Origin of the sequence: Streptomyces dangxiongensis (genome assembly GCF_003675325.1) — a bacterium.
GTDB lineage: Bacteria > Actinomycetota > Actinomycetes > Streptomycetales > Streptomycetaceae > Streptomyces > Streptomyces dangxiongensis.
Genome location: NZ_CP033073.1, coordinates 1,740,034 through 1,765,238, shown reverse-complemented (window position 1 = coordinate 1,765,238; position 25,205 = coordinate 1,740,034). Strand labels below are relative to the sequence as shown.

The 25,205-nt window shown below is 74.1% G+C and carries 24 protein-coding genes and 1 pseudogene; 6 read left to right on the top strand and 19 right to left on the bottom strand.

The features are described from left to right. Positions 1-195 precede the first annotated feature (195 nt). The 3 genes from D9753_RS07840 to D9753_RS07830 form a co-directional block, all read right to left on the bottom strand. Positions 196-1,485 (bottom strand): ribonuclease D, encoded by a 1,290-nt coding sequence (locus tag D9753_RS07840; RefSeq protein WP_121786345.1) that lies wholly within the window; start codon positions 1,483-1,485, stop codon positions 196-198. A 145-nt stretch (positions 1,486-1,630) separates the two neighbouring features. Then, a complete protein-coding gene (locus D9753_RS07835) occupies positions 1,631-2,290 on the bottom strand; it encodes a helix-turn-helix transcriptional regulator (protein ID WP_121786344.1) in 660 nt (219 codons plus the stop codon). Positions 2,291-2,573: 283 nt separating this feature from the next. Continuing rightward, a complete protein-coding gene (locus D9753_RS07830; RefSeq protein ID WP_121786343.1) occupies positions 2,574-3,245 on the bottom strand; it encodes a DUF3000 domain-containing protein in 672 nt (223 codons plus the stop codon). A gap of 86 nt (positions 3,246-3,331) precedes the next feature. On the opposite strand from D9753_RS07830, the gene hemE reads away from it, so the two are divergent. Next, positions 3,332-4,399 (top strand): uroporphyrinogen decarboxylase, encoded by a 1,068-nt coding sequence (gene hemE / locus D9753_RS07825; RefSeq protein WP_121786342.1) that lies wholly within the window; start codon positions 3,332-3,334, stop codon positions 4,397-4,399. A gap of 1 nt (position 4,400) precedes the next feature. On the opposite strand, the gene D9753_RS07820 is transcribed toward hemE, so the two are convergent. Continuing rightward, on the bottom strand, positions 4,401-5,225 hold the full coding sequence (locus D9753_RS07820) for a rhomboid family intramembrane serine protease (RefSeq protein WP_121786341.1): 825 nt from the start codon (positions 5,223-5,225) through the stop codon (positions 4,401-4,403). 122 nt (positions 5,226-5,347) lie between these two features. On the opposite strand from D9753_RS07820, the gene D9753_RS07815 reads away from it, so the two are divergent. Then, positions 5,348-5,608 (top strand): hypothetical protein, encoded by a 261-nt coding sequence (locus D9753_RS07815; RefSeq protein WP_121790959.1) that lies wholly within the window; start codon positions 5,348-5,350, stop codon positions 5,606-5,608. Here D9753_RS07815 and D9753_RS07810 read toward each other — a convergent pair. Then, positions 5,605-7,008 carry an FAD-dependent oxidoreductase gene (locus D9753_RS07810; protein ID WP_163010647.1) on the bottom strand — a complete coding sequence of 468 codons (1,404 nt, stop codon included), beginning with the start codon at positions 7,006-7,008 and terminating at the stop codon, positions 5,605-5,607. The two genes, D9753_RS07815 and D9753_RS07810, sit on opposite strands and share 4 nt — an antisense overlap. A gap of 28 nt (positions 7,009-7,036) precedes the next feature. Next, positions 7,037-8,008 (bottom strand): DUF4349 domain-containing protein, encoded by a 972-nt coding sequence (locus D9753_RS07805; RefSeq protein ID WP_121786340.1) that lies wholly within the window; start codon positions 8,006-8,008, stop codon positions 7,037-7,039. A 169-nt stretch (positions 8,009-8,177) separates the two neighbouring features. Between D9753_RS07805 and hemG the strand changes: the two genes are divergently transcribed. Continuing rightward, positions 8,178-9,710 (top strand): protoporphyrinogen oxidase, encoded by a 1,533-nt coding sequence (gene hemG, locus D9753_RS07800; RefSeq protein WP_121786339.1) that lies wholly within the window; start codon positions 8,178-8,180, stop codon positions 9,708-9,710. 5 nt (positions 9,711-9,715) lie between these two features. Continuing rightward, entirely contained in the window at positions 9,716-10,447 is a 732-nt protein-coding gene (gene hemQ, locus D9753_RS07795) for a hydrogen peroxide-dependent heme synthase (protein WP_121786338.1), read from the top strand. A gap of 53 nt (positions 10,448-10,500) precedes the next feature. Here hemQ and D9753_RS07790 read toward each other — a convergent pair whose 3' ends face one another. The 4 genes from D9753_RS07790 to D9753_RS07775 form a co-directional block, all read right to left on the bottom strand. Continuing rightward, the gene (locus D9753_RS07790) at positions 10,501-12,171 is read right to left on the bottom strand and encodes an alpha/beta hydrolase (RefSeq protein ID WP_121786337.1); all 1,671 of its coding nucleotides are present in this window, start codon (positions 12,169-12,171) and stop codon (positions 10,501-10,503) included. A gap of 170 nt (positions 12,172-12,341) precedes the next feature. Next, entirely contained in the window at positions 12,342-13,121 is a 780-nt protein-coding gene (locus D9753_RS07785) for a TIGR04222 domain-containing membrane protein (RefSeq protein WP_121786336.1), read from the bottom strand. Positions 13,122-13,247: 126 nt separating this feature from the next. Continuing rightward, on the bottom strand, positions 13,248-14,018 hold the full coding sequence (locus tag D9753_RS07780; RefSeq protein ID WP_121786335.1) for a DUF4142 domain-containing protein: 771 nt from the start codon (positions 14,016-14,018) through the stop codon (positions 13,248-13,250). Positions 14,019-14,362: 344 nt separating this feature from the next. Beyond that, a complete protein-coding gene (locus tag D9753_RS07775) occupies positions 14,363-15,694 on the bottom strand; it encodes a DUF692 domain-containing protein (protein ID WP_121786334.1) in 1,332 nt (443 codons plus the stop codon). A 182-nt stretch (positions 15,695-15,876) separates the two neighbouring features. Here D9753_RS07775 and D9753_RS07770 point away from each other — a divergent pair. Together D9753_RS07770 and D9753_RS37755 are read left to right on the top strand one after the other, a co-directional pair. Beyond that, positions 15,877-16,173 (top strand): annotated as a pseudogene (locus D9753_RS07770) (HAD family hydrolase); the annotation flags it as partial. A gap of 302 nt (positions 16,174-16,475) precedes the next feature. Next, positions 16,476-16,631, top strand: coding sequence for a glycine-rich domain-containing protein (locus tag D9753_RS37755; RefSeq protein ID WP_240468076.1), 156 nt, complete (start codon positions 16,476-16,478; stop codon positions 16,629-16,631). Between the two features lie 402 nt (positions 16,632-17,033). Here D9753_RS37755 and D9753_RS07760 read toward each other — a convergent pair whose 3' ends face one another. From D9753_RS07760 to D9753_RS07720, 9 genes are all read right to left on the bottom strand, one after another. Then, positions 17,034-17,774: an aminoacyl-tRNA hydrolase gene (locus tag D9753_RS07760; RefSeq protein WP_121786333.1), complete on the bottom strand. Its 741-nt coding sequence runs from the start codon at positions 17,772-17,774 to the stop codon at positions 17,034-17,036. Between the two features lie 134 nt (positions 17,775-17,908). Beyond that, complete coding sequence (locus D9753_RS07755) at positions 17,909-18,091, bottom strand: hypothetical protein (RefSeq protein ID WP_121786332.1); 183 nt, start codon at positions 18,089-18,091, stop codon at positions 17,909-17,911. A gap of 18 nt (positions 18,092-18,109) precedes the next feature. Beyond that, positions 18,110-18,958 (bottom strand): polysaccharide deacetylase family protein, encoded by an 849-nt coding sequence (locus tag D9753_RS07750; RefSeq protein ID WP_121786331.1) that lies wholly within the window; start codon positions 18,956-18,958, stop codon positions 18,110-18,112. Between the two features lie 63 nt (positions 18,959-19,021). After that, positions 19,022-20,587, bottom strand: coding sequence for an FAD-dependent oxidoreductase (locus D9753_RS07745; RefSeq protein WP_121786330.1), 1,566 nt, complete (start codon positions 20,585-20,587; stop codon positions 19,022-19,024). A 28-nt stretch (positions 20,588-20,615) separates the two neighbouring features. Then, positions 20,616-21,485: a PPK2 family polyphosphate kinase gene (locus tag D9753_RS07740; protein WP_121786329.1), complete on the bottom strand. Its 870-nt coding sequence runs from the start codon at positions 21,483-21,485 to the stop codon at positions 20,616-20,618. 114 nt (positions 21,486-21,599) lie between these two features. Further along, the gene (locus D9753_RS07735) at positions 21,600-22,532 is read right to left on the bottom strand and encodes a slipin family protein (protein ID WP_121786328.1); all 933 of its coding nucleotides are present in this window, start codon (positions 22,530-22,532) and stop codon (positions 21,600-21,602) included. 103 nt (positions 22,533-22,635) lie between these two features. Next, positions 22,636-24,132: a SulP family inorganic anion transporter gene (locus tag D9753_RS07730; protein WP_121786327.1), complete on the bottom strand. Its 1,497-nt coding sequence runs from the start codon at positions 24,130-24,132 to the stop codon at positions 22,636-22,638. Between the two features lie 8 nt (positions 24,133-24,140). Continuing rightward, positions 24,141-24,719 carry a carbonic anhydrase gene (locus D9753_RS07725; protein WP_121786326.1) on the bottom strand — a complete coding sequence of 193 codons (579 nt, stop codon included), beginning with the start codon at positions 24,717-24,719 and terminating at the stop codon, positions 24,141-24,143. Between the two features lie 89 nt (positions 24,720-24,808). Continuing rightward, a complete protein-coding gene (locus D9753_RS07720; RefSeq protein ID WP_121786325.1) occupies positions 24,809-25,204 on the bottom strand; it encodes a hypothetical protein in 396 nt (131 codons plus the stop codon). Between the last annotated feature and the right edge of the window lies 1 nt (position 25,205).

Genomic DNA, 25,205 nt, shown 5'->3' with positions numbered 1-25,205 from the left:
CGTTCGCACCGGCGTCTCGCGAAGAGCGACGCGCCGGAGTACGCCGGAAGGAGCGGGGGCGCCCGGCCTTCCCGCATCGTGCGCGGGTCCGGCCCGGCCTTCCCGCATCGTGCGTGGCCGCGGGCCCCGGTACGGGCGCCTTCGGCGGTGCCGCCGCGGAGCCTGGGGGGCTACGGCGGCCCGGTCCCGCGGCTCCTAGGCGCCCTGGGCGGTGAGCGCGTCCACCAGTACCGGTGTCACCAGCTCGACCTGCCACGGCCGTGCGCCGTACCCGGCCAGCGCGGTCGCCACGGAACCGGCGTCGACGGTCTGCGGCGGCTCCCAGCAGATCCGCCGCACGGTGTCCGGGGAGATCACGTTCTCCTGCGGCATGGTGAGCCGCTCGGCCAGCGCGGACACCGCCGCCCGCGCCGCGGACAGCCGGGCCGCGGCGACCGGGTCCTTGTCGGCCCACGCCCGGGGCGGCGGCGGACCGGTCACCTGCTGGCCCGGCTGCGGCAGCGCGCTCTCCGGCAGCGCCTTGGCCCGGTCCACGGCCGCCTGCCACTGCTCGAGCTGCCGGCGGCCCGTCCGGTGCCCGAACCCGTTCAGCGCGGCGAGCGCGTGGACGTTGGCCGGCAGGGCGAGCGCGGCCTCCACGACGGCCGCGTCGCTCAGCACCTTGCCGGGGGACACGTCGCGCCGCTGCGCGATCCGGTCCCGGGTCTCCCACAGCTCCCGTACGACGGCTAGCTGCCGGCGCCGGCGCACCTTGTGCATGCCGGAGGTGCGGCGCCAGGGGTCCTTGCGGGGCTCGGCCGGCGGCGCGGCGGCGATCGCGTCGAACTCCTGGTGCGCCCAGTCCAGCTTGCCCTGCCGGTCCAGCTCCTTCTCCAGGGCGTCCCGCAGGTCGACGAGCAGCTCCACGTCCAGCGCGGCGTAGCGCAGCCAGGGCTCGGGCAGCGGCCGGGTCGACCAGTCGACGGCGGAGTGGCCCTTCTCCAGCACGTACCCGAGGACGCCCTCCACCATGGCGCCGAGGCCGACCCGGGGGAACCCGGCGAGCCGGCCGGCCAGCTCGGTGTCGAACAGGCGGGTCGGCACCATGCCTATCTCGCGCAGGCAGGGCAGGTCCTGGGTGGCCGCGTGCAGCACCCACTCGACGCCGGAAAGGGCCTCGCCGAGGCCGGACAGGTCCGGGCAGGCGACGGGGTCGATCAGCGCGCTGCCGGCGCCCTCGCGGCGCAGTTGCACCAGGTAGGCGCGCTGTCCGTAGCGGTAACCGGAGGCGCGCTCGGCGTCCACGGCGACCGGCCCGGAGCCGGCGGCGAAGGCGGCGGTCACCTCGGCGAGGGCTGCCTCGTCGGTGATCACGGGCGGAATGCCCTCGCGGGGTTCGAGCAGTGGGGACGGCGCCCCCGTGACAGAAGATCCGGCATCGTCCGGAGGCGTCCCTCCGGTGATGCGCAGGGAGCCGTCTGCTGCGGTGTCTTGGGCGTCGGTCACCTGTCAAGGGTATCCGTGTGTGGACGGCGCCCGTCGACGGAACGTTCCGCCGACGGGCGCTGAAGGGGCGTAAACCAGTCACCCTGGGGCGGCACGGGGTTCGCCAGGGGGAACGGGGAACCTCCGGAGGGGGGATCCGGAGGGCTCAGTGGATGATGCCGGTGCGCAGGGCGACGGCCACCATGCCGGCCCGGTCGCCGGTGCCCAGCTTGCGGGCGATGCGGGCGAGGTGGCTCTTGACGGTGAGGGCGGACAGGCCCATGGAGACGCCGATCGCCTTGTTCGACTGGCCCTCCGCGACCAGCCTCAGCACCTCGACCTCCCGTCCGGACAGCTCCCGGTAGCCGCCCGGGTGGCTCGGGGCACCCGGGGGGCGGCGGTGCATCCGGGCGGCGGCACCGAGGGGAGTTGCGCCGGGCCGGGAGGGGAGTCCGATGTTGGTGCGGGTGCCGGTGACGACGTAACCCTTGACGCCGCCCGCCAGCGCGTTGCGGACGGCGCCGATGTCGTCGGCGGCGGAGAGCGCGAGTCCGTTGGGCCAGCCCGCGGCGCGGGTCTCGGACAGCAGGGTGAGGCCGGAGCCGTCGGGGAGGTGGACGTCGGCGACGCAGATGTCGCGGGGGTTGCCGATGCGGGGACGAGCCTCCGCGATGGACGAGGCTTCGATGACGTCGCGCACACCGAGCGCCCACAGGTGGCGGGTGACGGTGGAGCGGACGCGGGGGTCGGCCACGACCACCATGGCGGTCGGCTTGTTCGGGCGGTAGGCGACCAGGCTTGCGGGTTGCTCGAGGAGAACGGACACCAGGCCTCCTGGGTGGGGGGACGGGGCCGGCTTGTGGGGAGGAAGCCGGGGACGAACCGTGCTTTCAAGGTCACAGTCGTCTTCGGCAGCAAACCTGTCCGCCTTTAGAGAATGATCACGATCTAGTGAGTAACAATCCGTGCAATTCGGACACGCGATCGATCATCCGAAGATCGAATCGGTTCGAGCGGATGCGATTCGAGTACAGAAAGTGGCCGTATCGACAAAGACATGGTCAATCGGACGCCCACACGGGTGACGCGGTCCGGACGGCGGCGTCACGTCACCGGGACTGCGGCCCCCGGCGCTGCGGCAGCGTCACCACCGACGCGTCGCCCGCACCGGCCGGCGGCAGGCCCGCGACCTGCGCCAGCAGATCGCACCAGGCCGCCAGATGGGCGGCGGTGTCCGGCACCCCGCCGCGGCCCTCACGGGGCGTCCACGACGCCCGGATCTCGATCTGCGAGGCGGCCGGCCGCTCGGCCAGCCCGCCGAAGTAGTGCGAACCGGCCCGCGTGATCGTGCCGCTCGGCTCGCCGTACCCGAGCCCGCGCGCCTGGAGCGCCCCCGTCAGCCACGACCAGCACACCTCGGGCAGCAGCGGATCGGCCGCCATCTCGGCCTCCAGCTCCGCGCGCACCAGCGTCACCAGCCGGAAGGTGCCCTGCCAGGCCTCGTGCCCGGCCGGATCGTGCGGCAGCACCAGCCGGCCGTCGGCCAGCTCCTGCTCGCCGTCGGCCACCACGGCCTCCAGCGCGTACGCGTGCGGGGCGAGCCGCTGCGGGGCGGGCGTCGGCTCCACCTCGACCTGCGGCCGTACCCGCGCGGTGCGCAGCGCGTCGACCGCGGCCCGGAACGCCTGGGGCAGCCCGCTGCCCGTCCGCCCCTGCGCGGTGTCCTCCGCGTCGTCCATTCCGTCAGCGCCGTCCGACAGTCGTCCCTGAGCCGCAGCCATGCGGGGAAGAGTAAGGGGAAGCGGGGCCCGGTGCGGGGCAAGACACCCCGCGCCGCCGGTGACCGATGTCATGCGAGACTTGCCCCGTGACCGCCAACGACATCCCCACGGGCCGGCAGCCCGCAGCGACGTACGACAGCGCCTTCCTCCGGGCGTGCAGGCGCGAGCCCGTGCCGCACACCCCCGTGTGGTTCATGCGCCAGGCCGGCCGCTCCCTGCCCGAGTACCGCAAGGTGCGCGAGGGTGTGCCCATGCTGGAGTCCTGCATGCGGCCCGAACTGGTCACCGAGATCACCCTCCAGCCGGTGCGCCGGCACGATGTCGACGCGGCGATCTACTTCAGCGACATCGTCGTCCCGCTGAAGGCCATCGGCATCGATCTGGACATCAGGCCCGGCGTCGGCCCGGTCGTCGAGCAGCCCGTCCGCACCCGCGCCGACCTGGCCCGGCTGCGCGACCTCACCCCCGAGGACGTCCCGTACGTCACCGAGGCCATCGGCCAGCTCACCGGCGAACTGGGCCGCACCCCGCTGATCGGTTTCGCGGGCGCGCCGTTCACCCTCGCGAGCTATCTGGTCGAGGGCGGCCCGTCCCGCACGTACGAGAACGCCAAGGCGATGATGTACGGCGACCCCGAACTCTGGGCCGACCTGCTCGACCGCCTCGCCGACATCACGGCCGCCTTCCTCAAGGTCCAGATCGAGGCCGGCGCCAGCGCCGTCCAGCTCTTCGACTCCTGGGCCGGCGCGCTGGCCCCCGCGGACTACCGGGCGTCGGTCATGCCGGCCTCCGTGAAGGTCTTCGACGCCGTCGCCGGGTACGGCGTCCCGCGCATCCACTTCGGCGTCGGCACCGGCGAGCTGCTGCGGCTCATGGGCGAGGCCGGCGCGGACGTCGTCGGCGTCGACTGGCGCGTGCCGTTGGACGAGGCCGCGCGCCGGGTCGGCCCCGGCAAGGCGCTCCAGGGCAACCTCGACCCGACGGTCCTGTTCACCGACAAGGACACCGTCGCCGCCAAGGCCCGCGAGGTGCTCGACGCCGCCGCCGGCCTGGAGGGGCACGTCTTCAACCTCGGTCACGGCGTCCCGCCGAACACCGACCCGGACGCGCTGACCCGGCTCGTGGAGTACGTGCACACCGCGACCGCAAGCTGACTCACCACGAGTAGTGGGGCCGTGCCCGCCTGCCGAACAGCAGGCCGGGCGGCTCCGGCGGGGGCGGGGTGCCGGGCTTGAGCGGCCAGGCGAGCAGCATGCCCGCCACGAAGCCGACCACGTGCGCCGCGTACGCCACCGTGCCGGCGCCGGACATGCCGTGCCCGGAGGAGTACACCGCCTGCAGCGCGAACCAGAAGCCCAGCACCAGCCAGGCGGGCAGCCGCAGCGGCAGGAAGACCAGGAACGGCACCAGCACCCACACCCTGGCCCTCGGGTACAGCACCAGATAGGCGCCGAGCACCCCGGCGATCGCGCCCGACGCGCCGATCAGCGGGTCGGTGGAGCCGGCGTTGAGCAGGGCGAAGCCGTAGCCGGCCGCGTAGCCGCAGACGACGTAGAAGAGGAAGTAGCGGATGTGGCCCATCCGGTCCTCGACGTTGTTGCCGAAGATCAGCAGGAACAGCATGTTGCCGAGCAGGTGCAGCCAGCCGCCGTGCAGGAACATAGCCGTGAACACCGACAGCGCCGGGGACTTGTCGTAACCGGGCGGCGCCACGACGCAGCCCGGACCGTGCGGGCCCACACCGACGCTCCCGGTCGGCACGACACGGGGCATCTGATGGTGGATCAGTTCCCGGGGGACCGCCGCGTAGTGGTCCATGAAGGCCTGGAGATGACACAGCCGCACCAGATCGCTGCCGCCCGCCACGGCACCGGCGATGCCGGGCGTGGTGAGGAACACCAGCACGTCGGCGGCGATGAGGGCGTACGTCACCCAGGGGGTGCGGCGCACCGGATTCACGTCATGGACGGGTATGACCACACAGGAGTAGTGCCCGCGATGCGGTCGGTGAACCGGTGAACACCGCGGGGCGTGCGTGCGTATCCCCTCACAACCGACGTGAGGATCAGGCGATGAGTGCGAACGCTCCGCAGGTACCGGCGATGCATGCCCTGCCCGACGGCGAGGCCGAGCTGTCCTTGGTGCTACGGCTGCCCTGGGAGGACGTCGCGCGGCTCGGCCAGGAGGCCGGGCGGCTCGCCTCCCAGATGCAGCGGCCGGTCACGCTGGACGAGGCGGTGAGCTACCGGCTGCGGTCCACCCGGCCGCCGGCCTCCCACGCCAAGCCCGCCGGCGAGCAGCCCACGCCCGTGACCCCCGGCGCGGCCGTCACCTCCCTGCCCCGCATCAGCGGGACCGCCTAGGCCGCCGCCCGCACCCTCGCCGTCGCCTTTCTCGCCGCCACCAGCACGGGGTCCCACACCGGTGAGAAGGGCGGGGCGTAGCCCAGGTCCAGGGCCGTCATCTGCTCCACCGTCATCCGCGCGGTCAGCGCCACCACCGCTATGTCGACCCGCTTGGCGGCGCCCTCCCGGCCGACGATCTGCACACCGAGCAGCCGGCCCGTACGGTGTTCCGCGAGCATCTTGACCGTCATGGGGGCCGCGCCGGGGTAGTAGCCGGCGCGGCTGGTCGACTCCACGGTGACCGTCTCGAACCGCAGGCCCACCCGGCGCGCGTCCTTCTCGCGCAGCCCGGTACGGGCGATCTCCAGGTCACAGACCTTGCTGACCGCCGTGCCGACGACCCCGGGGAAGGTGGCGTAGCCGCCGCCGGCGTTGGTGCCGATGACCTGGCCGTGCTTGTTGGCGTGCGTGCCCAGCGGGACGTACTGCTCCTGCCCAGAGACCAGGTTCAGCACCTCCACGCAGTCGCCGCCCGCCCAGATGTTCCCGTGGCCGCGCACCCGCATCGCCAGGTCGGTGAGCAGACCGCCGTGCGCGCCGAGCGGGAGGCCGGCCGCCCCGGCGAGGCCGGTCTCCGGGCGGACGCCGATGCCGAGGACCACCAGGTCCGCGGGGTGCTCGGCGTCCCGCGTCGCCACCGCCCTCACCCGGCCGTCCCGGCCGGTGAGCAGCCCGGTGACCTCGGTGTCGTTCACCATCGTGATGCCGAGGCCCTCCATCGCCCGGTGCACCAGCCGGCCCATGTCCGGGTCGAGCGTCGACATGGGCTCCTTGCCGCGGTTGACGACCGTCACCTCGAAACCCCGGTTGATCAGCGCCTCGGCCATCTCCACGCCGATGTAGCCGGCGCCCACCACGACCGCGCGGCGGCCATGCACGCCCGCCAGCGTGTCCAGCAGGGCCTGGCCGTCGTCCAGGGTCTGCACACCGTGCACCCCGAGGGCGTCCGTGCCGGACAGGTCCGGGCGGACCGGGCGGGCCCCGGTGGCGATCACCAGCTTGTCGTACGACGTCCAGGACTCGGCACCGGAATCGACGTCACGCGCTCGTACCCGCTGACCGGCCACGTCGATCTCCGTGACCTCCGTACGCAGCCGCAGGTCGATCCCCCGCGCCCGGTGCTCCTCGGGCGTACGGGCGACGAGCTGATCGCGCTCGGCGACCTCACCGCCCACCCAGTACGGGATGCCGCACGCCGAGTACGAGGTGAAGTGGCCGCGCTCGAAGGCCACGATGTCCAGCTCGTCCGGGCCCCGCAGCCGCCGCGCCTGCGACGCCGCGGACATGCCCGCGGCGTCGCCACCGATCACGACCAGCCGTTCCCTGCCGCCGTCGCCGCGCGCCTCGCTCATGCTCATGGGGAACACGCTACGGGGCACGGGTACTTCACCTGCGCCCGGCCTCCCCGGCCTCCCCGGCCTCCACCGGGCGGGCCGACGGCAGCGGGCCGGGCGCGGCCGTCGCCGGCGCGGGCACCGCCCGGCGCGGCAGCCGGGGGCGTACGACGCGCAGCCACACCAGCGTGAGCAGCGCGGCGAGCGCCGCGAACGGCAGGACGGCGCCCAGCGCGAGGGCGATCCAGCGCAGTACGGTGACGAACGCGTGCCAGCCGCCCGCCAGCGCGTCGGCGAAACCCGGCGAGCCGTCACCGGACGCCGCCCGCACCGGCGTCCGCGACAGCGACAGGGTGATGGTGGCCAGGCTCGTGCGGTCCCCGAGGGACGCCTGCCGGGCGAGCAGAGCCTCCAGGTCGGCCTGACGGCTGCTCAGCTCGCCCTCCAGCGTGACGACGTCGCTCAGCCTGTCCGCCTTGTCCATCAGTGCCCGGATCCGGGCCACGCTGGCCCGCTGCGAGGTGATCCGGCTCTTCACGTCCACGACCTGGTCGGTGACGTCGACGGCCTTGGCCGTGCGGTGGACCACCCGGCCCGTGCCCTGGAGGCCGGCGAGGACCTCGTCGTACTTCTCGGTGGGCACGCGCAGCACGACCCGGGTGTGCTCGTGGCCGTCGCGGTCCCGGCCGGTGTTCTCCGTGCCGACGTGACCGCCCGCGTCCCCGGCGGCCGTACGGGCCGCCTCCAGGGCCTTGGACACGTCCTGGACCTCGACGGTGAGGGACGCGGTGCGGATGATCGCGTCCCGGGCGAGCCGGGGTGTGCCCCGGACGGCCTTCGCGCCGTCCGCCCTGCCGCCGGCGGCGCCCGAAGGCCGCACCGCGGCGTCCGCCGCGGACCTCGCCGAGCCACCGCCCGTGTCGTCCGCGCCGCCGCACCCGGCGAGCGCGAGGGAGGCGGCGAGCAGCGCCCCGGCCAGAACCCGCGCGGACCGGACGGAGCGGGTGACGTGTGGTGTGCGCATCGGCGGTACTCCCATGGGCTGTGGTCTGTGGCGCTCCTTGGACGGCGGGTCCGGCGGGAACGTTCGGCGTCGCCGGTCCCGGTGCGGTCACGGTCCGGTCACGGTCCGGACCCGGGCCGGACACCGGGGCCCGGCGGGAGTGTCGGCAGGGTCTGAGAGAGTGGGGGGCATGAGCACAACGCGTAACGGTGCGACGGGCGGGAGCCTGGGACACGTCGTCGTCATCGGGGCCGGTGTCGCCGGGCTGGCCGCCGCGCACCGGCTGCTGGAGCGCGGCGCGCGCGTGACCGTCCTGGAGGCAGGCGACCGGGTCGGCGGCAAGCTGCTGCCCGGCGACATCGCCGGCGTACGCGTCGACCTGGGTGCCGAGTCCATGCTCGCCCGCCGCCCCGAGGCGGCGACGCTCGCCCGCGAGGCCGGCCTCGGCGACCGGCTCCGGCCGCCGGCCACGGCGACCGCCGCGATCTGGACCCGCGGCGCCCTGCGGCCCATGCCCAAGGGCCATGTGATGGGCGTCCCCGGCACCGCCGCCGCGCTCGCGGGCGTCCTGTCCGACGAGGGCCTGGCCCGCATCGGACGCGACACCGACCTGCCCCGCACGGAGACCGGCGACGACATCGCCGTGGGGGAGTACGTGGCGGCCCGGCTCGGCCGCGAGGTCGTGGACCGCCTGGTGGAGCCCCTCCTCGGCGGGGTCTACGCGGGCGACGCGTACCGGATCTCCATGCGTTCGGCCGTCCCGCAGCTCTTCCGGGCCGCCCAGACCCACGACTCCCTGACGGAGGCGGTCCGCGGGATCCAGGCGGAAGCGGCGGCGGCCCGGCAGACCGGACCGGTGTTCCTCGGCATCGAGGGCGGCGTGGGCTCGCTGCCGCTCGCGGTCGCCGACTCGGTGCGGGCCCGCGGAGGCGAGATCCTCACCGGCACGCCCGTGCGGGAGCTGCGCCGCGGCGGCCCGGCACGACCGGACGTCACCGGCTCGGCGCAGGCCCGCGCGGCCGGAGACACGGCCGGGGGAGACGGCGCCTGGCGCGTCGTGGCCGGTGACCGGGTGCTGCACGCCGACGCCGTCGTCCTAGCCGTCCCCGCCCGCCCGGCCGCCGACCTGCTGCGCGCCGAGTCCCCCGGGGCCGCCGCCGAGCTGGCCGCCGTGGAGTACGCCTCGATGGCCCTGATCACCCTCGCCTACCGGCGCGCCGGACTGCGCCTGCCCGAGGGCAGCGGCTTCCTGGTGCCGCCCGTCGACGGCCGCACCGTCAAGGCCGCCACGTTCGCCTCCCAGAAGTGGGGGTGGATCGCCGAGCAGGAACCGGGCGTGGTCGTGCTGCGCACCTCCGTGGGCCGCCACGGCGAGACGCGGGTGCTCGACCGGGACGACGCCGCCCTCGTGGAGATCTCCCGGCACGACCTGCGCGAGGCGACCGGCCTGGACGCCGAGCCCCTGGAGACCCGGGTCACCCGCTGGACCGACGGCCTGCCGCAGTACCCCGTCGGGCACCACGCGCGCGTGGCCCGCATCCGCGAACACGTCGCCCGGCTCCCGGGCCTCGCGGTGTGCGGCGCCCAGTACGACGGGGTCGGCATCCCCGCGTGCATCGCGAGCGCCTACGCCGCGGTCGACCAGCTCGACGGCGACCCGAGCGGCGTCGCCGAGCTGACCGCCGACCCGGTGCAGAGCCTGCACGGCGGAGCGGGAGAATAGGGACCATGAGTGACGACGCCCCCATCATCGAGTCCGGCAGGGTCCCGAACAAGGGCAAGCTGGCCAAGGACCTGAACGAGGTCATCCGCTACACCCTGTGGTCGGTGTTCCGGCTGAAGGACGTGCTGCCGGAGGACCGCACGGGATACGCCGACGAGGTCCAGGAGCTGTTCGACCAGCTCGCCGCGAAGGACGTCACGGTCCGCGGCACCTACGACGTCTCCGGCCTGCGCGCCGACGCCGACGTCATGGTCTGGTGGCACGCCGAGACCAGTGAACAGCTCCAGGAGGCGTACAACCTCTTCCGCCGCACCCGGCTGGGCCGCGCGCTGGAGCCGGTGTGGTCGAACATGGCGCTGCACCGCCCCGCCGAGTTCAACCGCTCGCACATCCCGGCGTTCCTCGCCGACGAGACGCCCCGCGACTACGTCAGCGTCTACCCGTTCGTGCGCTCCTACGACTGGTACCTGCTGCCCGACGAGGACCGCCGCCGCATGCTCGCCGACCACGGCAAGATGGCCCGCGGCTACCCCGACGTGCGCGCCAACACCGTCGCCTCGTTCTCCCTCGGCGACTACGAGTGGATCCTGGCCTTCGAGGCCGACGAGCTGTACCGCATCGTCGACCTCATGCGTCACCTGCGCGCCTCCGAGGCCCGGATGCACGTCCGCGAGGAGGTCCCGTTCTACACGGGCCGCCGCAAGGACGTCGCCGACCTGGTCGCCGGCCTGGCCTGACGGCCGGCGTCCGCCCGGAACGCCCAGTGCCCGGCGCGGCCCGCCCGGAACGCCTAGCGCCCGGCGGCCCTGCCCTTCACGGCGTCCCGCGAGGTCGAGCCGGGAGCGGGGGCGCCGGCGGCCGGGGTGTCCGGCTCCGGTTCCGGGCGCGGTGCGCAGGACGTGTGCCGCGCCGGAAGGCGGCCCTGGAGCAGATACGCGTCCAGGTACGCGTTGACGCACGGGTTGGGGCCGCCCCCGACGCCGTGCGTGCCCGCGTCCCGCTCGGTCACCAGCACCGACCCAGCCAGCCGCCGGTTCGTCTCCAGGGCCCCCTGGTAGGGCGCCGCGGCGTCCCGCTGGGCCGCCAGGATCAGCACCGGCGGCAGCTCGCCCGGAGCGGTCCGCACGTCCAGCGGACGCTGCCGGGGCGCCGGCCAGTAGGCGCACGGCAGGTTCATCCACGCGTTGTCCCAGGTCTCGAAGGGCGCCACCCGGGCGAGCCGCGTGTTGTCCCGGTCCCAGACCTTCCACCGCGTCGGCCACGGCGCGTCGTTGCACTCGACGGCCGTGTACACCGCTCTGCCGTTCTCCGCCTCCACGGCCGTGTCCGGGCTCGGCGCGGCCAGCCGCACCAGCGGCTCCGGGTCGCCGCGCAGGAACGCCGCGAGGGCCTCGGCCCGGCTCGGCCAGAAGTCGTCGTAGTACCCGGCCGACAGGAACGCGTTCTGTAGCTGCCCCGGGCCGACCCTGCCGCCCGCCGCCTTCCCGGCCAGCCGCTCACGCGCGGTGTCGTAGGCGCGCTGCACCTTCGCGGGCGTGTCACCGAGCCCGTACACGTCGTCGTGCCGGGCGATCCACTCGCGGAAGTCCGCCCAGCGCTCCTCGAAGGCGGCCGACTGGTCGAGGTTGTTGCGGTACCAGACCTTCTCCGGGTCCGGGTTCACCGCCGAGTCCAGCACCATGCGCCGCACGTGCGAGGGGAACATCGTCGCGTAGAGCGCGCCGAAGTAGGTGCCGTACGACGCGCCCATGAACGTCAGCCGGTCCTCGCCCAGCGCGGCCCGCAGGACGTCCAGGTCCCGGGCGTTGGCGAGGGAGGTGTAGAACCGCAGCCCGCTCCCGGACCGCTGGGCGCAGCCGCGCGCGTACGCCTTCGCCTGCGCGACGCGCTGCCGCTTGAACGCCTGCGACGGGAACGCCGGTGACGCGGTGGGCGCCTTGAAGAAGTGCTTCGGGTCCTCGCAGGACAGCGGCGCCGAACGGCCCACCCCGCGCGGGGCGTAACCGACCAGGTCGTAGGCGGCGGCGGTCCGCTTCCACTGCGGGATCTTGCCGATCAGCGGGAAGTACATGCTGGAGGCGCCCGGACCGCCGGGGTTGTAGACGAGGGCGCCCTGCCGGGGGACCTTCCGCTTGCTGTTGTGCGGGTCCTTCTGGGTGGCCCGGGTCCGGCTGACCGTCAGTTCGATCTTCCTGCCGTCGGGGTGGGCGTAGTCCAGCGGGACGGTGACCGTGCCGCACCGTAGCTCGGCCGGGGCCTGCGGCACGTCCGCCGCCGCGCACGGGCCGAAGGCGATACCGGCCGCCCGGGCCCGGGCCACCGCCACCGCGGTCCCGCGCAGCTCGGCCGCGCCGGGAGCGCCGAAGGCGCCGGGGCTGCCGGGCGCGCCGCCCGCCGGGGCCGCGGCCAGGCTGGTCAGCAGCAAGGACCCGGCGGCCGAGTAGAGGGCGGCAGCTTTCATCGCGTGTCCCTTCGGTGCGCGGCGGCGATGGCACGGCTGCCACGGCCCGGCGACGTCACAAGGGATGCTTCGGCCGGCTGCCGGCGAAGGCAAGCACCGACCGGCCGGTGTCGGCGGCAATGCCCCCCGTGCGCCCCCCGGAAGGAGCCTCCACTCCGGGGGAGGAGGCCTCATTCCCGCCAGGGCTGGTCGCGGTGGGTGAAGGCCGCGCGCAGCTCCGGTTCGCCGATCGCGCGGATGCCGCGTACGGCGACGGACGTGAGGAACGACCGCTCGTCACCGTCCCGCCTGCCGGCCAGCGCGCCCAGCAGCCGCTGCCCGGCCGGGGAGGCCCAGCGCGAGTACGGATGCACCTCGAACCGGGCGATGGCCAGGCAGCTCAGCGACAGCGTCAGGGGCAGGGCGAACCACAGGCCCACGAGCAGGCGCGGCGTCCCGGTCTGGACGGGCAGCAGCAGCGCGGTCGCGCCCAGCGCCGGCACGGCCACCGCGGCGGCCCGCACCCGGCGGACGGCGGCCCCCACGGTGACCCCCGTGCCCTCCGGCACCGCGAGCCCCGCGCGCTCCAGCCCGTCGGCCAGCCGGCGCACCGCCTCGGCGCCGGCGGCCTGTGCCCGCACCGGCGCGATCCGTGACTGGCCCTCGGGCCCTATGGCCCCTATGACCGACCGCTCCATCTCGTCGCGGCCCCGCGGGTCGACGACCGTCGCCCAGCCGGTGTGCGCGAGCAGCAGCCGCCGCTGGCGGGCCATGGACACCAGGGTGACGTCGGCGACCCGCGCGGGGCCGCCGGACAGGAAGGCCGCCTCGTACAGCGACAGACCGCGCTCCCGGTCCGTCGACGCGTCACGCGCTTCCGCGGTCGCCGCGCGGAGGGCCGCCAGGCACAGCAGGGCGCAGGCCGTACCGGCGAAAGCCCAGGCCAGGAGCAGGAGAAGGACCCAGAACATGAGCTGTTTCTATGCCAGGGCCCCGGGCGGACGCCATGCCCTGTTCACGATCCGGACACAGTGTCGCCGGTATGTGACGTTCCGTTTCGTGTGACGCGCTCCGTTTCCCGGGCGGGCCGGCCGCCGTCAGGGACCGCTCGCCGCCGGCGGCGGGCCGGCGGTGGCCGGCGGCAGGGCGTACGTCTCACCCGGCGACGGCGTGACCGGCACCGCGGCACCGGGGTCGGCCTCCGGCGGCGTCGGCACCGGGGACGCCGGGCTCGCCAGGTCCCGGGCCAGCGCCGAGAAGTCGACGTACCCCGTCGCCTCCAGGATCTTGATGTGGTCCAGCACGGTGGTGTTGGCGTCGTCGGCGAGATCACGGACGAGGGAGTTCTGCGTACCCGCCCGCACCTCTGCGACCAGGGAGAACACCCGGCCGTGCGCGAGCCGCAGAAGGCCGGCGAACTGGCGGTCGAAGTCCTGGCCCCGCGCCGCGTCCAGGGTGGCCAGCCACTGCTTCTGCTGGGCGTTGGGTTCGTTGGGCAAGGCCACGCCGAGCTGGGTGGCGACGGTCCGCACGTGCGCGTCCAGCGAGGTGTGGCCGTCGACGAGGTGCCGTCCCGCCGTGCGGACCGCCGGCGTCGTGCCCTTGCGCTGCGCCAGCTCCCCGGCGGGCAGCTCCCACAGTCCGGCCAGCCGCACCTTGGTGACGAAGTCCCGGTCCCGCGCGGACAGCGGACCGTACGGGGTCGTCACCGTCGCCGCACTCAGCACGTTCGCGCTCGCCGGGTCCTGCCGGCCGGCGTACGACCAGAGCGGGACGAGCAGCGCGACGACCGTCGCCGCCAGAGCGGCGACGACGAGTCCGGTGCCGCTGAATATGCCTCGGCCCTCGATCGGGGGTCGCGGTCGCATGCTGCCTCCTGCACCGCACGCCGTGGTGTGCTTGGGGGGTGGCTGCGGGCTTGGCATATTACTGCGAGGCGGAGGGACGCCGTCCGCGGCGCCGGTGAGGGGCGGGGTGGTCGGTCCCTGGCGCCGTCGTGGGCGGGGTGGGTGCTGGGGTGCGCGTGGTGGGGTGGCCGGTCGCGCAGGTCCCCGCGCCCCTGGGGAGTCGGTGGTGGCCTCGGGCCGGGAGGTGTCGGGGGGTCGTGGGCGGTCCTGTCGCTGGTTTCGGCGCCGTCGTGGTCCCCCGGTATCGGCTGTGCCGTCGGTGAGCCGCTCGTCAGGCTTGGTCTCCCGTCGGGCCCGGCGTCTCGTCAGGCTCGGCGTCGTAGCAGTGCCCGTAGTGCCCTGGTCGTCGGTGAGGGGCGCCGCGGGGCCGGGCCCGCTCGGTCCAGCCACCACTGCCGCAGTCTGCGCCGTGTCCCCGCGTTCCCCGGGCGGCCCAGCTTCAGCAGGTGGCCCGCGAAATCCAGCGCGTCGCGCCGGTATCCGGCGGTCATCGGCCGCTGCCGTGCGTACGCCAGGAACGCCTCCCGGTACTCCGCCCCCAGGATCACCGGCAGCTCGGGCGCCACCTTCGCCACCACGTCCGCCCGCTTCGCCGCCAGGGCCCGCGCCTGCACCCGCATCCGCGCCCGGTCGAACCCCTCCGGCACCGGCGTCCCCGCGACCAGTGAGGACAGCACGGCGGTCTGGGCCACCCCGAGCCGCTCACGGACCCCGGCCACGGGCGGCGCCAGGACACCGACGCCCCCGGCCCCCGTGCCGACGGCTCCCCCCGTCGCCGTACCCGTCGGCGTCGTACCGCCCGCCGAGCGGGACCGCCCGGCCGCCACCGCATCCCGGATGGTGTGCAACTCCCGCTCCAGTTCGGCCGGTCCGGGGAAGTCGTCGTCCCGTTCCAGCAGCACCCCGGGTGGTGCGACGCGGGTGGCGAGGCCGGTCAGGATGTCGAGCACCGGGCGCGGTACGGGGTGCGCGTGGCTGTCGTGCCAGACGCCGTCGCGCTCGAAGCCGCCCGCGACATGGACGTAGGCGATCGCCTCCAGCGGCAGCGCGGCCAGTGCCTCGGCCGGGTCCTCGCCCCGGTTGACGCGGTTGGTGTGCAGGTTGGCCACATCGATGAGCAGGCGCACGCCGGTTCGCTCGACCAGCTCGGACAGGAACTGCCCCTCGGTCAGTTCCTCGCCCGGCCAGGAGAACAGCGCGGCGATGTTCTCCAGCGCCAGCGGCACCGGCAGTGCGTCCTGGGCGATGCGGACGTTCTCGCACAGCACGTCCAGGGCGTCCCGGGTGCGCGGCACGGGCAGCAGGTGCCCGGCCTCCAGGGGCGGGGACGCGGTGAGCGCCCCGCCCGCCCGGACGAAGGCGATGTGCTCCGTGACCAGGGGTGCCCCCAGCGCCTCCGCCCGCTCGGCGAGCGCCGCCAGCCGCCCCTCGTCGGGACGGTCCGCGCCGCCGAGACCGAGGGAGACGCCGTGCGGGATCACCGTCACTCCGCGCTCGCGCAGCCGCAGCAGCGACTCCGGGAGATGACCGGGGCAGACGTTCTCCGCCACGACCTCCACCCAGTCGATGCCCGGCATCCCCTCCACGGCCTCCGCGATCTCCGGCCGCCACCCGATCCCGGTCCCCAGTCGCCCCATGATGCGTTCCCCCTCCTCGGCCGGCGTTCGCACGTCGAGTGAGGGAAGTTTGGCCCCGCCGACGGGCCGCGAACCCCCTCCCCGCCGCGTTCAGAGCAACATTTGAGGTTCGGCCCCGGGCCTGCCGCCGCTCCGACGCCCGGCCCGCGAGGATCCCGGTGAGGCACCGTAGGCTCCGCTGCGTGATTGACACCATCGTGTTCGATGTCGGCGAGACGCTCACCCGTGACGACCGGTACTGGGCATCGTGGGCGGACTGGCTCGGCGTCCCTCGCCATACCCTGTCCGCGCTTGTTGGTGCCGTCGTTGCCGAGGGCCGTGACAACGCTGACGCGCTGCGGCTCCTCCGGCCGGACATCGACGTCGCCGCCGAGTATGAGGCGCGCGAGGCCGCAGGCCGCGGTGAGCACCTCGACGAGACCGACCTGTACGACGACGTGCGCCCCGCCCTCGCCGCCCTGCGTGGCGCGCAAGCTCGCCCGCAGCGTCAACGCCCTGTGTGACCACTGCGAGAAGCTCGACGGCGAGGTCCCGGTCCGCGAGCAGTCATGAGGGCGATCGCCGGACTGCTTCGTGGCCAGGCACATCGTCAAAGCCCACCCAGCCGATGTGCACCCGCCGCGTACCCGCGGCTGCGGCCGTGCCCGGAGCACCGGGCCGGCGACCTGTTCCTGCCGGAAAGACTGCGAAATGACAGTGGCTCCTGAAAGGCCGGCCGCTCTGCGCCGCGGCCGGGACCTCGTGTCGCCCGCGCTGTTCGAGCGGCGGCTGGCACACCTTCATGCTCCACACCGAGGAGTACGCCACCTGGTGCATGGAGCGGTTCGGCTACTTCCTGCATCACCGGCCCACCAGCAGGACGCGGACCAACGGCCTGATGGCCAACACGGTCGACAAGATCCGCGCGCAGGGGTTCGAGGTCGACGACCGGCTGTAAGGAACCGCTGCCGAATGCAACCCGCCGACCTGCTGCGGCGACGGTCCCTGCTGCTGATGCCGGCCACTGTCAGTGGCAGCCGTTACGATCCGGGCTTGTAAGTACAAACTGGGAGTTTTCATGGCGACCGCTGAAGCTGCCAAGGGCCGCGACAGGGTGACCGTCTTCAGCATGTTCGGGCCCGTCTTCGCCTACGCGAGCAGGCTCGTAGCCGACCAACAGCTCGCCTTCGCTTGGCCTTCGCGAGAGTGAGAGTGGTCGGGGCGTCAGTCCGCGTAATGGGGATAGGCGGTCGGCTTCGGCGCGATCTGTTCGTCGGTGAGCACAGGCACAGCGAAGTTCCGGTCGAGACGCCGGGTCCCGACCCATGGGAAGGAGGGGAACATGACGCGAGAGGGAGGGTCACGGCTGCTGTCGGCGAGGCAGTGAGCTGACGCGATCGACGCCCTCCACCGCAACAGTCAGCCCCGGCGCGATCTCCGTGAAGCCGGCGTCCCGGACGAGGGGGAGGCCGCTCGTGGTCAGGCGGGGCCAGTCGGCGCGGGCGGCCGTGCGGACGGACAGGGGGAAGCCGGCGTCCCGCCACGCGGTGCGGTCCGCGTCGGACAGCGCCCACCAGGCCAACTGGGCGCCGTGGCCCGTCTGGGCCATCGCCTTGCCGGCCGACATCTCCAGCTCCGGGTTCAGCCACAGCACGGGCTGTGCCGGGTCGGCGGCGACGGGCGGCTCCGGGTCGTCCAGTTCCGTGCCCGACACCTGGAGCTTCGCCAGGTCCTTGGGCCAGCCGTCCAGCGGGATCGGCGGGAAGACCCGGACCTCGGCGGACCTGCCGGTCACCGTGATGCCGGGGAGGGTCCCGGCGCGCCGCCACTCGGCGCCGCGGGCCCGGCGGACCACCTTCCGGATGCGGGCGTCCTCCCAGTTCCGGACGGCCTCGGCCCACTCGCCGTCGCCGCGGGCCCGGTCGTCGCCGAGCAGGACGAGCACGGCCCGGGCGGCCGTCTCCAGCGCGTCGGTGCGGGCGGGCGGCGCGTCTCGTTCGATCCGTACGACGAGCGGCAGGACGAACTGGGGGGCCAGGTCGCGGGGCTCGCGCGGGGAGTCGGAGGGGCTGTCGGCACTGGGGGCGGATACGTGGCTCACAGCAGCCCAGCCTACGAAGCCGTGAACGGACCGATCAACGCGCATGCCCGTCGGCGGCCGACCGGACGCGGAGCCCGGCCCCCGCGCCCGGTCGGCGGCCGTCCGGGGCACGGAGGCCGGCCCCCCCCGCCCCGTCAACCGGAGCAGGCGGTGCGCTGGGCCTCCTGCCACTCGCAGACGGGGCACAGGGTGATGCCCTTGTACGACTCCGGGTACTCCGTCGGTTCGCGGCACAGCACACACTCCGCGTACGGCGGGCCTTCGGCCGTCGCGGGCCGCGTCGCGTCGGCGATGGTGCAGCGGTCCTCGTCGCTCATACCCTCAGTGTATGACGGTCAGCGGTGTCCGCCGCTCCGGCCGATCAGCTCGGAGACCTTCACGAACCGGTAGCCCCGCCGGCGCAGCTCCGGTACGACCGTGCGGACGACCTGCTCGGTGGTCGGGGCGGCGCTGCGGGTGCAGTGCATGACGACCACCGAGCCCGGCTTCACCCCGTCGAGCACCTGCCGGGTCACCGCGTCGGCGTCCGTCGCGAACGCGTCGCCGCTCACCACGTCCCACTGCACCGCGGTCACCCCGAGCCCGCTCAGCGCCCGCAGGGCCCGCTGGTCGTAACAGCCGCCGGGGAAGCGGAAGTACGGCATCGCGTGCGGCACGCCGGCCGTGCGCAGCGAGGCGTACGCCCGCTCGACGTCCGCCCGCATCCCGTCGGCGTCGACGGTCGGCAGGCCGTAGCAGTCGGCGGTGAACGCGTAGTGGCTCCAGGAGTGGTTGGCGACCTCGAACCGCGGGTCATGGCCGAGGCTGCGGGCCTCGGCCGGGTACTGGTCCGCCCACCGGCCGGTCATGAAGACGGTCGCCGGCACCTTCAGCGCGCGCAGGGCGCTGATCAGGCCCGGGTTGTCGAAGTGCTCGCCGGAGGCCGCGCGGGGCCCCTGGTCGGCGGTCATGTCGGCATCGAAGGTGAACGCCACCGTCTTGTCCCGGGTGCGGGGGCCGTGCTCGAAGACCGGGGTCAGCCCGCCGGGGCCCGGCGCGAGCACGGGCGGACGGGTGGAGGAGGGGGACGCGGAGACGGGGGAGACGGCCGGGGCGGGGCGCTCACCGTCCGTGGTACCGCAGGCGGTGAGCGCCGCGGCCAGGACGGCGCAGACGGCGGTGATACGACGTAGGTGTGGGATCACCGTACGAACGTAGGGTGCGATGTCCGTTCGTACGGTGATATGACTCATGGCGCGGCGGTACGGTCACCCGCGCGGCGGCGCCGGTCGGTGCGCGTCCGTCGGGGAGCCGTCGAGGTCGCGCCGCTCCAGCGGGTTGACCGCCGGTCCCTCGATCACCGCGCCGTCCACGTCGAAGCGGGACCCGTGGCAGGGGCACTCCCAGGCGCGTTCGGCACGGTTGAAGGAGACCAGGCAGCCCATGTGGGTGCAGCGCGCCGACACGGCGTGCAGGGTGCCCTCGTCGTCGCGGTGGACGGCGACCCGTTCGCCGCCGGACCGGACCAGCGCGCCGTCGCCGGGGGCCAGCTCGTCCACCGAGGCCGGCGGTTTCAGCCGGTCGCCGACGAAGTGCCGGGCCACCTCCGCCTGTGTCTTCAGCAGCGACGGCGCCTCGCGGACCACCGACTTCAGCCGGCGCGGGTCGTACAGCCCCCGCCAGGCGCAGTCCCGGCCGGTGATCAGGGCGGTCAGCAGCAGCCCGGCCATGATGCCGCCGCTCAGTCCCCAGCCGCCGAACCCGGTGGCGACGTACGTGTGCCGGGCGCCCGGGTGGAAGGGGCCGACCAGCGGGACCGTGTCGGTGGACTCGTTGTCCTGCGTGGCCCAGGCGTGGTCCAGGCTCACCCCGGGGAAGTGCTCCTCGGCCCAGGCGGCGAGCCGTGCGAAACCAGCCTCCGGATCACCGGTGCCGGGCGTGAAGTGCTCCCCGGTGACGACGAGCATCCGCTGCCCGTCCGGGCCGTAGGGTGCCGTGCGCACCGAGCGGGTGTTCTCGTCCGGCGTGATGTACATGCCGTCCGGGTCGGGGCCGGGGCCCAGCGGACCGGCGACGACCAGTTCCCGGCGCGGGGACAGCCGGCTGAACAGCAGGGCCCGGTCGAACACCGGGTAGTGGGTGGCGACCACGACGTCCCGGGCGGTCACGATGGCGCCGCCCTCGGTCGTCAGCCGGCACGGCTCGCCCTCCGTAAGGCCGGTGACCCGTGTGTGCTCGTACACCTGGCCGCCGTGCGCGATGAGGTCGGCGGTGATCGCCCGCAGGTACTTGACCGGGTGGAACTGTGCCTGTCCGCCCACCCGGACCGCGCCCGCCACCGGGAACGGCAGCCCGGTCTCCGTGGTGAACGCGGCCGGCAGACCCGCCTCCCGGGCGGCCTCCGCCTCCGCGCGCACCTCGTCCGCCCGCGACGGGTCCCGGACGTAGGTGTACGCGTCCCTGGTCTCCCACTCGCACTCGATGCCCAACTCGGCCACCAGCGCCGCCGCGTGCTCGATCGCCTCGGTCTGCGAGCGGGCGTACAGCCGGGCTCCCCCGGGGCCGCGGGTACGCCGGAGCCGGTCGTAGACCAGGGTGTGCTGGGCGGTCAGCTTGGCGGTGGTGCGGCCGGTGACGCCGGCCGCGGCCCGCCCGGCCTCCAGCACGGCCACCCGCAGCCCGGCCCGGGCCAGCTCATGGGCGGTGCTGAGCCCGGCGATCCCCGCGCCGACGACGGCGACGTCGACGTCGCCGTCACCGGTCAGGGTGGGGTGGTCCGGCCCGGGGGCGGTCCGCAGCCAGTACGAATCGGTGACCCTTCGCTGCTCGTGCATGCCCGCCGGGTACCCCGGCCCGTCCGGCTCACGTCTGCTTCAGCAGCCGCTCCCGGCACTCCGCCACGTCGAACTCGCCCTCCGGATACCGCGGATCCAGCTCCCGCAGATGCTCCAGGAGCAGCCGGCTGATCGCCCAGTTGCGGTACCACCTGCGGTCCGCCGGGACCAGGTACCAGGGTGCGTACGGCGCCGAGCAGCGCGCCAGTGCCAGCTCGTACGCCTCCTGGTAGGCGGGCCACAGGGCGCGTTCGTCGATGTCGGCGGGGTCGAACTTCCAGCGTTTGTCGGGGCGGTCCAGACGGCGCAGCAGACGGCGCTTCTGCTCCTCGGGGGAGACGTGGAGGAAGCACTTGACGAGGGTGACGCCGTCCTCGGCGAGGGAGCGTTCGAAGTCGTGGATCAGGCCGTACCGGCTGCCGATCTCGGCGGGCCGGGCGAGGTGCCGGACGCGGGCGATGAGCACGTCCTCGTAGTGCGAGCGGTCGAAGATGCCGATCTCGCCGGGCTCGGGCAGCGCGCGCCGCACCCGCCACAGGAAGTCGTGCCGCCGCTCCTCCTCGGTGGGTGCCTTGAACGCCTTGATCCGACAGCCCGTCGGGTTGAGCTGGCCGATGACGTGCTTGACCGTGCCGCCCTTGCCGCTGGTGTCCATGCCCTGGAGCACCAGCAGCACCCGGCGCCGGTCGCCCGCCGTGCCCGCCGCCCACAGCCGCTCCTGGAGCCGGGCCAGGCGCCGGCCGGTCCGGGCGGTGTCCGCGAGCCCCGCCTGCTTGCCGCCCGGGGCGCCGGGGGTGGCCCGGGCGTCGTACCCGGCCAGATCCACGACCTCGCCCGGCGGGAGGCGCAGCAGGTCCCGGAGGGCCTCGTCCTTCTTCCTGGTCGGGTGCTTCGGCACAGGTGCTCGGTCCTTCCGTCCGGGGCGGGTCGTGGCTCTTCGGGTGCGGGGCGGGTCGTGACCCCGCGGGGTGCGGTGCCGGGCCGTCGCCCTCCGGGGTGCGGGGCGCGGGCGCTAGCCGGGGTGGGGTCCGCCGTCGCCGTGGGGCCCGCCGTCGGTGCGGGACACGGGCGCCGGCGGTGCCGTCTCCGGGACCTGCCGCGGGGTGGTTTCCGGTACGGGCTGCGCGACCTGCCGCGGGGCCGTCTCCGGGATCCGCTGCGGAACCTGCTGCTGCGGGGGCTGCGGCTGTCCGGCCCGCTCCAGGAAGTGCAGCAGCTCCACCGGTATGGGCAGGACCAGCGTGGAGTTCTTCTCGGCCGCCACCGCCATCACCGTCTGGAGCAGCCGCAACTGGAGCGCGGTCGGGGTCTCGGCCATCTGCTGGGCGGCCTCGGCGAGCTTCCGGGACGCCTGGAGTTCGGCGTCGGCGTTGATGATCCGGGCCCGGCGCTCGCGGTCCGCCTCCGCCTGGCGGGCCATGGACCGCTTCATCGTGTCCGGCAGGGAGACGTCCTTGATCTCGACCCGGTCGACCTGCACGCCCCAGCCGACGGCCGGGCTGTCGATCATCAGCTCCAGGCCCTGGTTGAGCTTCTCGCGGTCGGCGAGCAGGTCGTCCAGCTCGCTCTTGCCGATGATCGACCGCAGAGAGGTCTGCGCCATCTGGGACACCGCGAACTTGTAGTCCTCGACCTTCACCAGGGCGCTCACCGCGTCGACCACCCGGAAGTAGACCACCGCGTCCACCCGGACGGTGACGTTGTCGCGGGTGATGCCCTCCTGGGCCGGGACCGGCATCGTCACGATCTGCATGTTGACCTTCTGCAGCCGGTCCACGATGGGGATGATCAGGTTCAGGCCCGGCGCCCGTACCTCCTTGGCGACCCGGCCGAGCCGGAGAAGCACACCCCGCTCGTACTGTTTGACCACCCGCGCTGCCATCGCCAGGTAGACCAGTGCGGCGGCACACGCCACCACCACGGCCACCACAAGCACCTCGACCATGGTGACCTCCTCGCCAGAGGTCGGGTTTGTCTGCTGTTGCCACGATAGGCCCGTAAGGCCGGGATGCCGAGAGTTCCGGCGCCCCGGCCTCACGGGCGGGCCCTCACGCCGCCCTGACGAGCTGCACCGGCTCCGTGCCGGCCGCGCTGTGCCGTGCGGCCCAGTTCTCCAGGGCCGTGTGGCAGGCGTGGTCCAGGTGGTGCAGCCCGGACAGGTCGAGCCGGACCGGGCGGTCCTGGGGGAGTGACTCCAGGGTGTCCAGGATCTTCGGCAGCCGCAGGAAGGTCGCGTTGCCCGACAGGTGCCCCTCGACGGGGCCCGCGCCCTCGTCCGTGACCTCCAGCCGGATGTGCGAGGCCTCCCAGGCGGTCTTCACCACCGCCAGGGCGAGACCGATGAGCACGCCCTCGAACATGCTGACCGTCACGATGGAGACGGCCGTGACGGCGAGGACCAGCGCCTCCCCGCGGTGCTCGCGCCACAGCCCGGCCAGCGCCCGGACCGGGATCAGCTTGGCACCCGCGTGGACGAGGATGCCCGCGAGGGCCGGGATGGGGATGTAGGCGAGCACGCCCGGCAGCAGCGCCGCGAACAGCAGCAGCCAGACGCCGTGCAGTACCCGGGAGGCCTTGGTACGGGCCCCGGCCTGGACGTTGGCCGCGCTGCGCACGATCACCGCGGTCATCGGCAGCGCGCCGAGGAGGCCGCACACCGCGTTGCCCGCGCCCTGGGCGAGGAGCTCCCGGTTGTACTGGGTGCGCGGCCCGGAGTGCAGCCGGTCCACGGCCGCCGCGCTGAACAGCGACTCGGCGGACGCGATGAGGGTGAAGGCGACGATCGTGCCCAGCAGCCCGACGCCGGCCAGTTCGCCGAAGGCGCTCAGCGGCGGCGGCTGCACCGAGCCGAGCAGACCCCGCACCTCCACGGTGGCCACGGGCAGGTTCAGCGCGAGCGCGGCCAGGGTGGCGAGCCCGACCGCGGCGAGCGGACCGGGCACCGCCCGCAGTTTCGCGGGGGTGTGCCTCCACAGCAGCAGCACCGCGACGGTGCCCGCGCACACCGCGAGCGAGGCCAGCGCTCCGCTGTCGCCGAAGGCGTCCAGGAACGCGCCGGGCAGCCCGGTGATCTTGCTCAGGCCGGAGTCGGGGGCCTTCGCCGCCAGCGCCGGATAGAGCTGCCCGGCGATGATCACCAGGCCGATCCCGGCCAGCATGCCCTCGACGACGGAGACCGAGATGGCGCGGAAGTAACGGCCGAGGCGCAGCAGGCCCATGGCCACCTGGAGCAGCCCGGCGGTGAGCACGATCACGCCGAGCACCGGCAGCCCGAACTCCTTGACCGCCTCGAAGACGAGCACGGTCATGCCGGCCGCCGGGCCAGACACCTGGAGGCTGCTGCCGCGCATCAGCCCGGTGACGAGACCGCCCACGATGCCGGTGATCAGGCCGAGTTCGGCCGGGACACCGGAGGCGACGGCCACGCCCACGCACAGCGGCAACGCGACCAGGAAGACGACGAGCGAGGCGGCGAAGTCCTGCCGCAGGTGCGGGGACCGGGACAGGCGGGTCATGCGGGACAGGAGGGTGCGGTTGTCGGTCATCGGCGCGCTCACAGGGCCTCGAAGGTGTCGGTCCGCGGGCGGTGCGTCCGTACGGCGCCGGTGTGCACCTCGTAGTACCAGGCGTGCAGGCCGAGCCGGCCCTCCGCCAGCCCCCGCTCGACGCAGGGGTACGAGCGCAGCCGCAGTAGCTGGGTCAGGACGTGGCTCTGCACGCCCTCGGCGACCTCCGGGTCCTCGGCCGCGCCGGCCGGGCGCGGGGTGGCGTGCGCCAGCCAGTCGCGCACGGCCGGTACGGCGGTCAGGTCGTCGCCGCGCACCAGGGCGCCGACGGCCCCGCAGTGCGAGTGCCCGCAGACCACGATGTCGCGGACGCCGAGCACCTCCACGGCGTACTCGATGGTGGCGGCCTCGCTGGTGGGGTGCGCGGAGGCGTACGGCGGAACGATGTTGCCCGCGGTGCGCAGCTCGAACAGCTCGCCGGGGCGTGCGCCCGTGATCAGGGCCGGGACGACCCGGGAGTCGGAGCAGGTGATGAAGAGCACCTGCGGGGACTGGCCTTCGGCGAGCTTGGCGAACTCCTCAGGGCGCTGTCCGAAGGTACGGGCGTTGTCGATGAGGGGCTGCATGTATGTGGTCCTCCTGGCGCGCCTGCCTGGCGCGTCGGGCTCGAACAACGGTTGTGGGGGTCGTGAGGGGGAGCGGGTGGCCCCGGCTCTCAGCAGCGGAAGACCTGGAGGGCCGCCGGGGTGTGCGCTCTGGAGGCTCCGGGTGCGTGGCGGTGCCGGGCGCCGCAGGGGTCGTGCGGGGCCGTGCCGGCCGTCCGGCCGGATATGAGGGGGCGCTCCTGCGCAGAGGCGGAGGCCGGGCCGCGATGCCGGTCACGCACCTGCGGGACGCTCGCGGGCCTGCCCGGGCGGTCCGGGGTGCGGACCGTGTCCGCACCGTCGTACGCCGGTAGTGCGGAGAGGTGGGTTCCGGTCTCGGTCTTGGCCAGCGCCTGACCGCCCGTGTGCGCGGATGCGAAGGTTCCGGCGGGGATGAAGAGCTGGAACGCGAGCAGTGCGACGCCGAGAAGGGCGAGCAGGGTCCGGGGCGTCGTACCTCGGAACATG

Excerpts from the sequence above, each read along its gene's own strand:
- D9753_RS07730 (WP_121786327.1), bottom strand. The coding sequence starts at position 24,132 with ATGACCGACAACCGCACCCTCCTGTCCCGCATGACCCGCCTGTCCCGG.
- D9753_RS07805 (WP_121786340.1), bottom strand. The coding sequence starts at position 8,008 with ATGCGCACACCACACGTCACCCGCTCCGTCCGGTCCGCGCGGGTTCTG.
- D9753_RS07720 (WP_121786325.1), bottom strand. The coding sequence starts at position 25,204 with ATGTTCCGAGGTACGACGCCCCGGACCCTGCTCGCCCTTCTCGGCGTC.
- D9753_RS07790 (WP_121786337.1), bottom strand. The coding sequence starts at position 12,171 with ATGAAAGCTGCCGCCCTCTACTCGGCCGCCGGGTCCTTGCTGCTGACC.
- D9753_RS07775 (WP_121786334.1), bottom strand. The coding sequence starts at position 15,694 with ATGGGGCGACTGGGGACCGGGATCGGGTGGCGGCCGGAGATCGCGGAG.
- D9753_RS07725 (WP_121786326.1), bottom strand. The coding sequence starts at position 24,719 with ATGCAGCCCCTCATCGACAACGCCCGTACCTTCGGACAGCGCCCTGAG.
- D9753_RS07745 (WP_121786330.1), bottom strand. The coding sequence starts at position 20,587 with ATGCACGAGCAGCGAAGGGTCACCGATTCGTACTGGCTGCGGACCGCC.
- D9753_RS07735 (WP_121786328.1), bottom strand. The coding sequence starts at position 22,532 with ATGGTCGAGGTGCTTGTGGTGGCCGTGGTGGTGGCGTGTGCCGCCGCA.
- D9753_RS07815 (WP_121790959.1), top strand. The coding sequence starts at position 5,348 with ATGCATGCCCTGCCCGACGGCGAGGCCGAGCTGTCCTTGGTGCTACGG.
- D9753_RS07785 (WP_121786336.1), bottom strand. The coding sequence starts at position 13,121 with ATGTTCTGGGTCCTTCTCCTGCTCCTGGCCTGGGCTTTCGCCGGTACG.
- D9753_RS07780 (WP_121786335.1), bottom strand. The coding sequence starts at position 14,018 with ATGCGACCGCGACCCCCGATCGAGGGCCGAGGCATATTCAGCGGCACC.
- D9753_RS37755 (WP_240468076.1), top strand. The coding sequence starts at position 16,476 with ATGCTCCACACCGAGGAGTACGCCACCTGGTGCATGGAGCGGTTCGGC.
- D9753_RS07810 (WP_163010647.1), bottom strand. The coding sequence starts at position 7,008 with ATGAGCATGAGCGAGGCGCGCGGCGACGGCGGCAGGGAACGGCTGGTC.
- hemQ (WP_121786338.1), top strand. The coding sequence starts at position 9,716 with ATGAGTGACGACGCCCCCATCATCGAGTCCGGCAGGGTCCCGAACAAG.
- D9753_RS07755 (WP_121786332.1), bottom strand. The coding sequence starts at position 18,091 with ATGAGCGACGAGGACCGCTGCACCATCGCCGACGCGACGCGGCCCGCG.
- hemG (WP_121786339.1), top strand. The coding sequence starts at position 8,178 with ATGAGCACAACGCGTAACGGTGCGACGGGCGGGAGCCTGGGACACGTC.
- D9753_RS07830 (WP_121786343.1), bottom strand. The coding sequence starts at position 3,245 with ATGGCTGCGGCTCAGGGACGACTGTCGGACGGCGCTGACGGAATGGAC.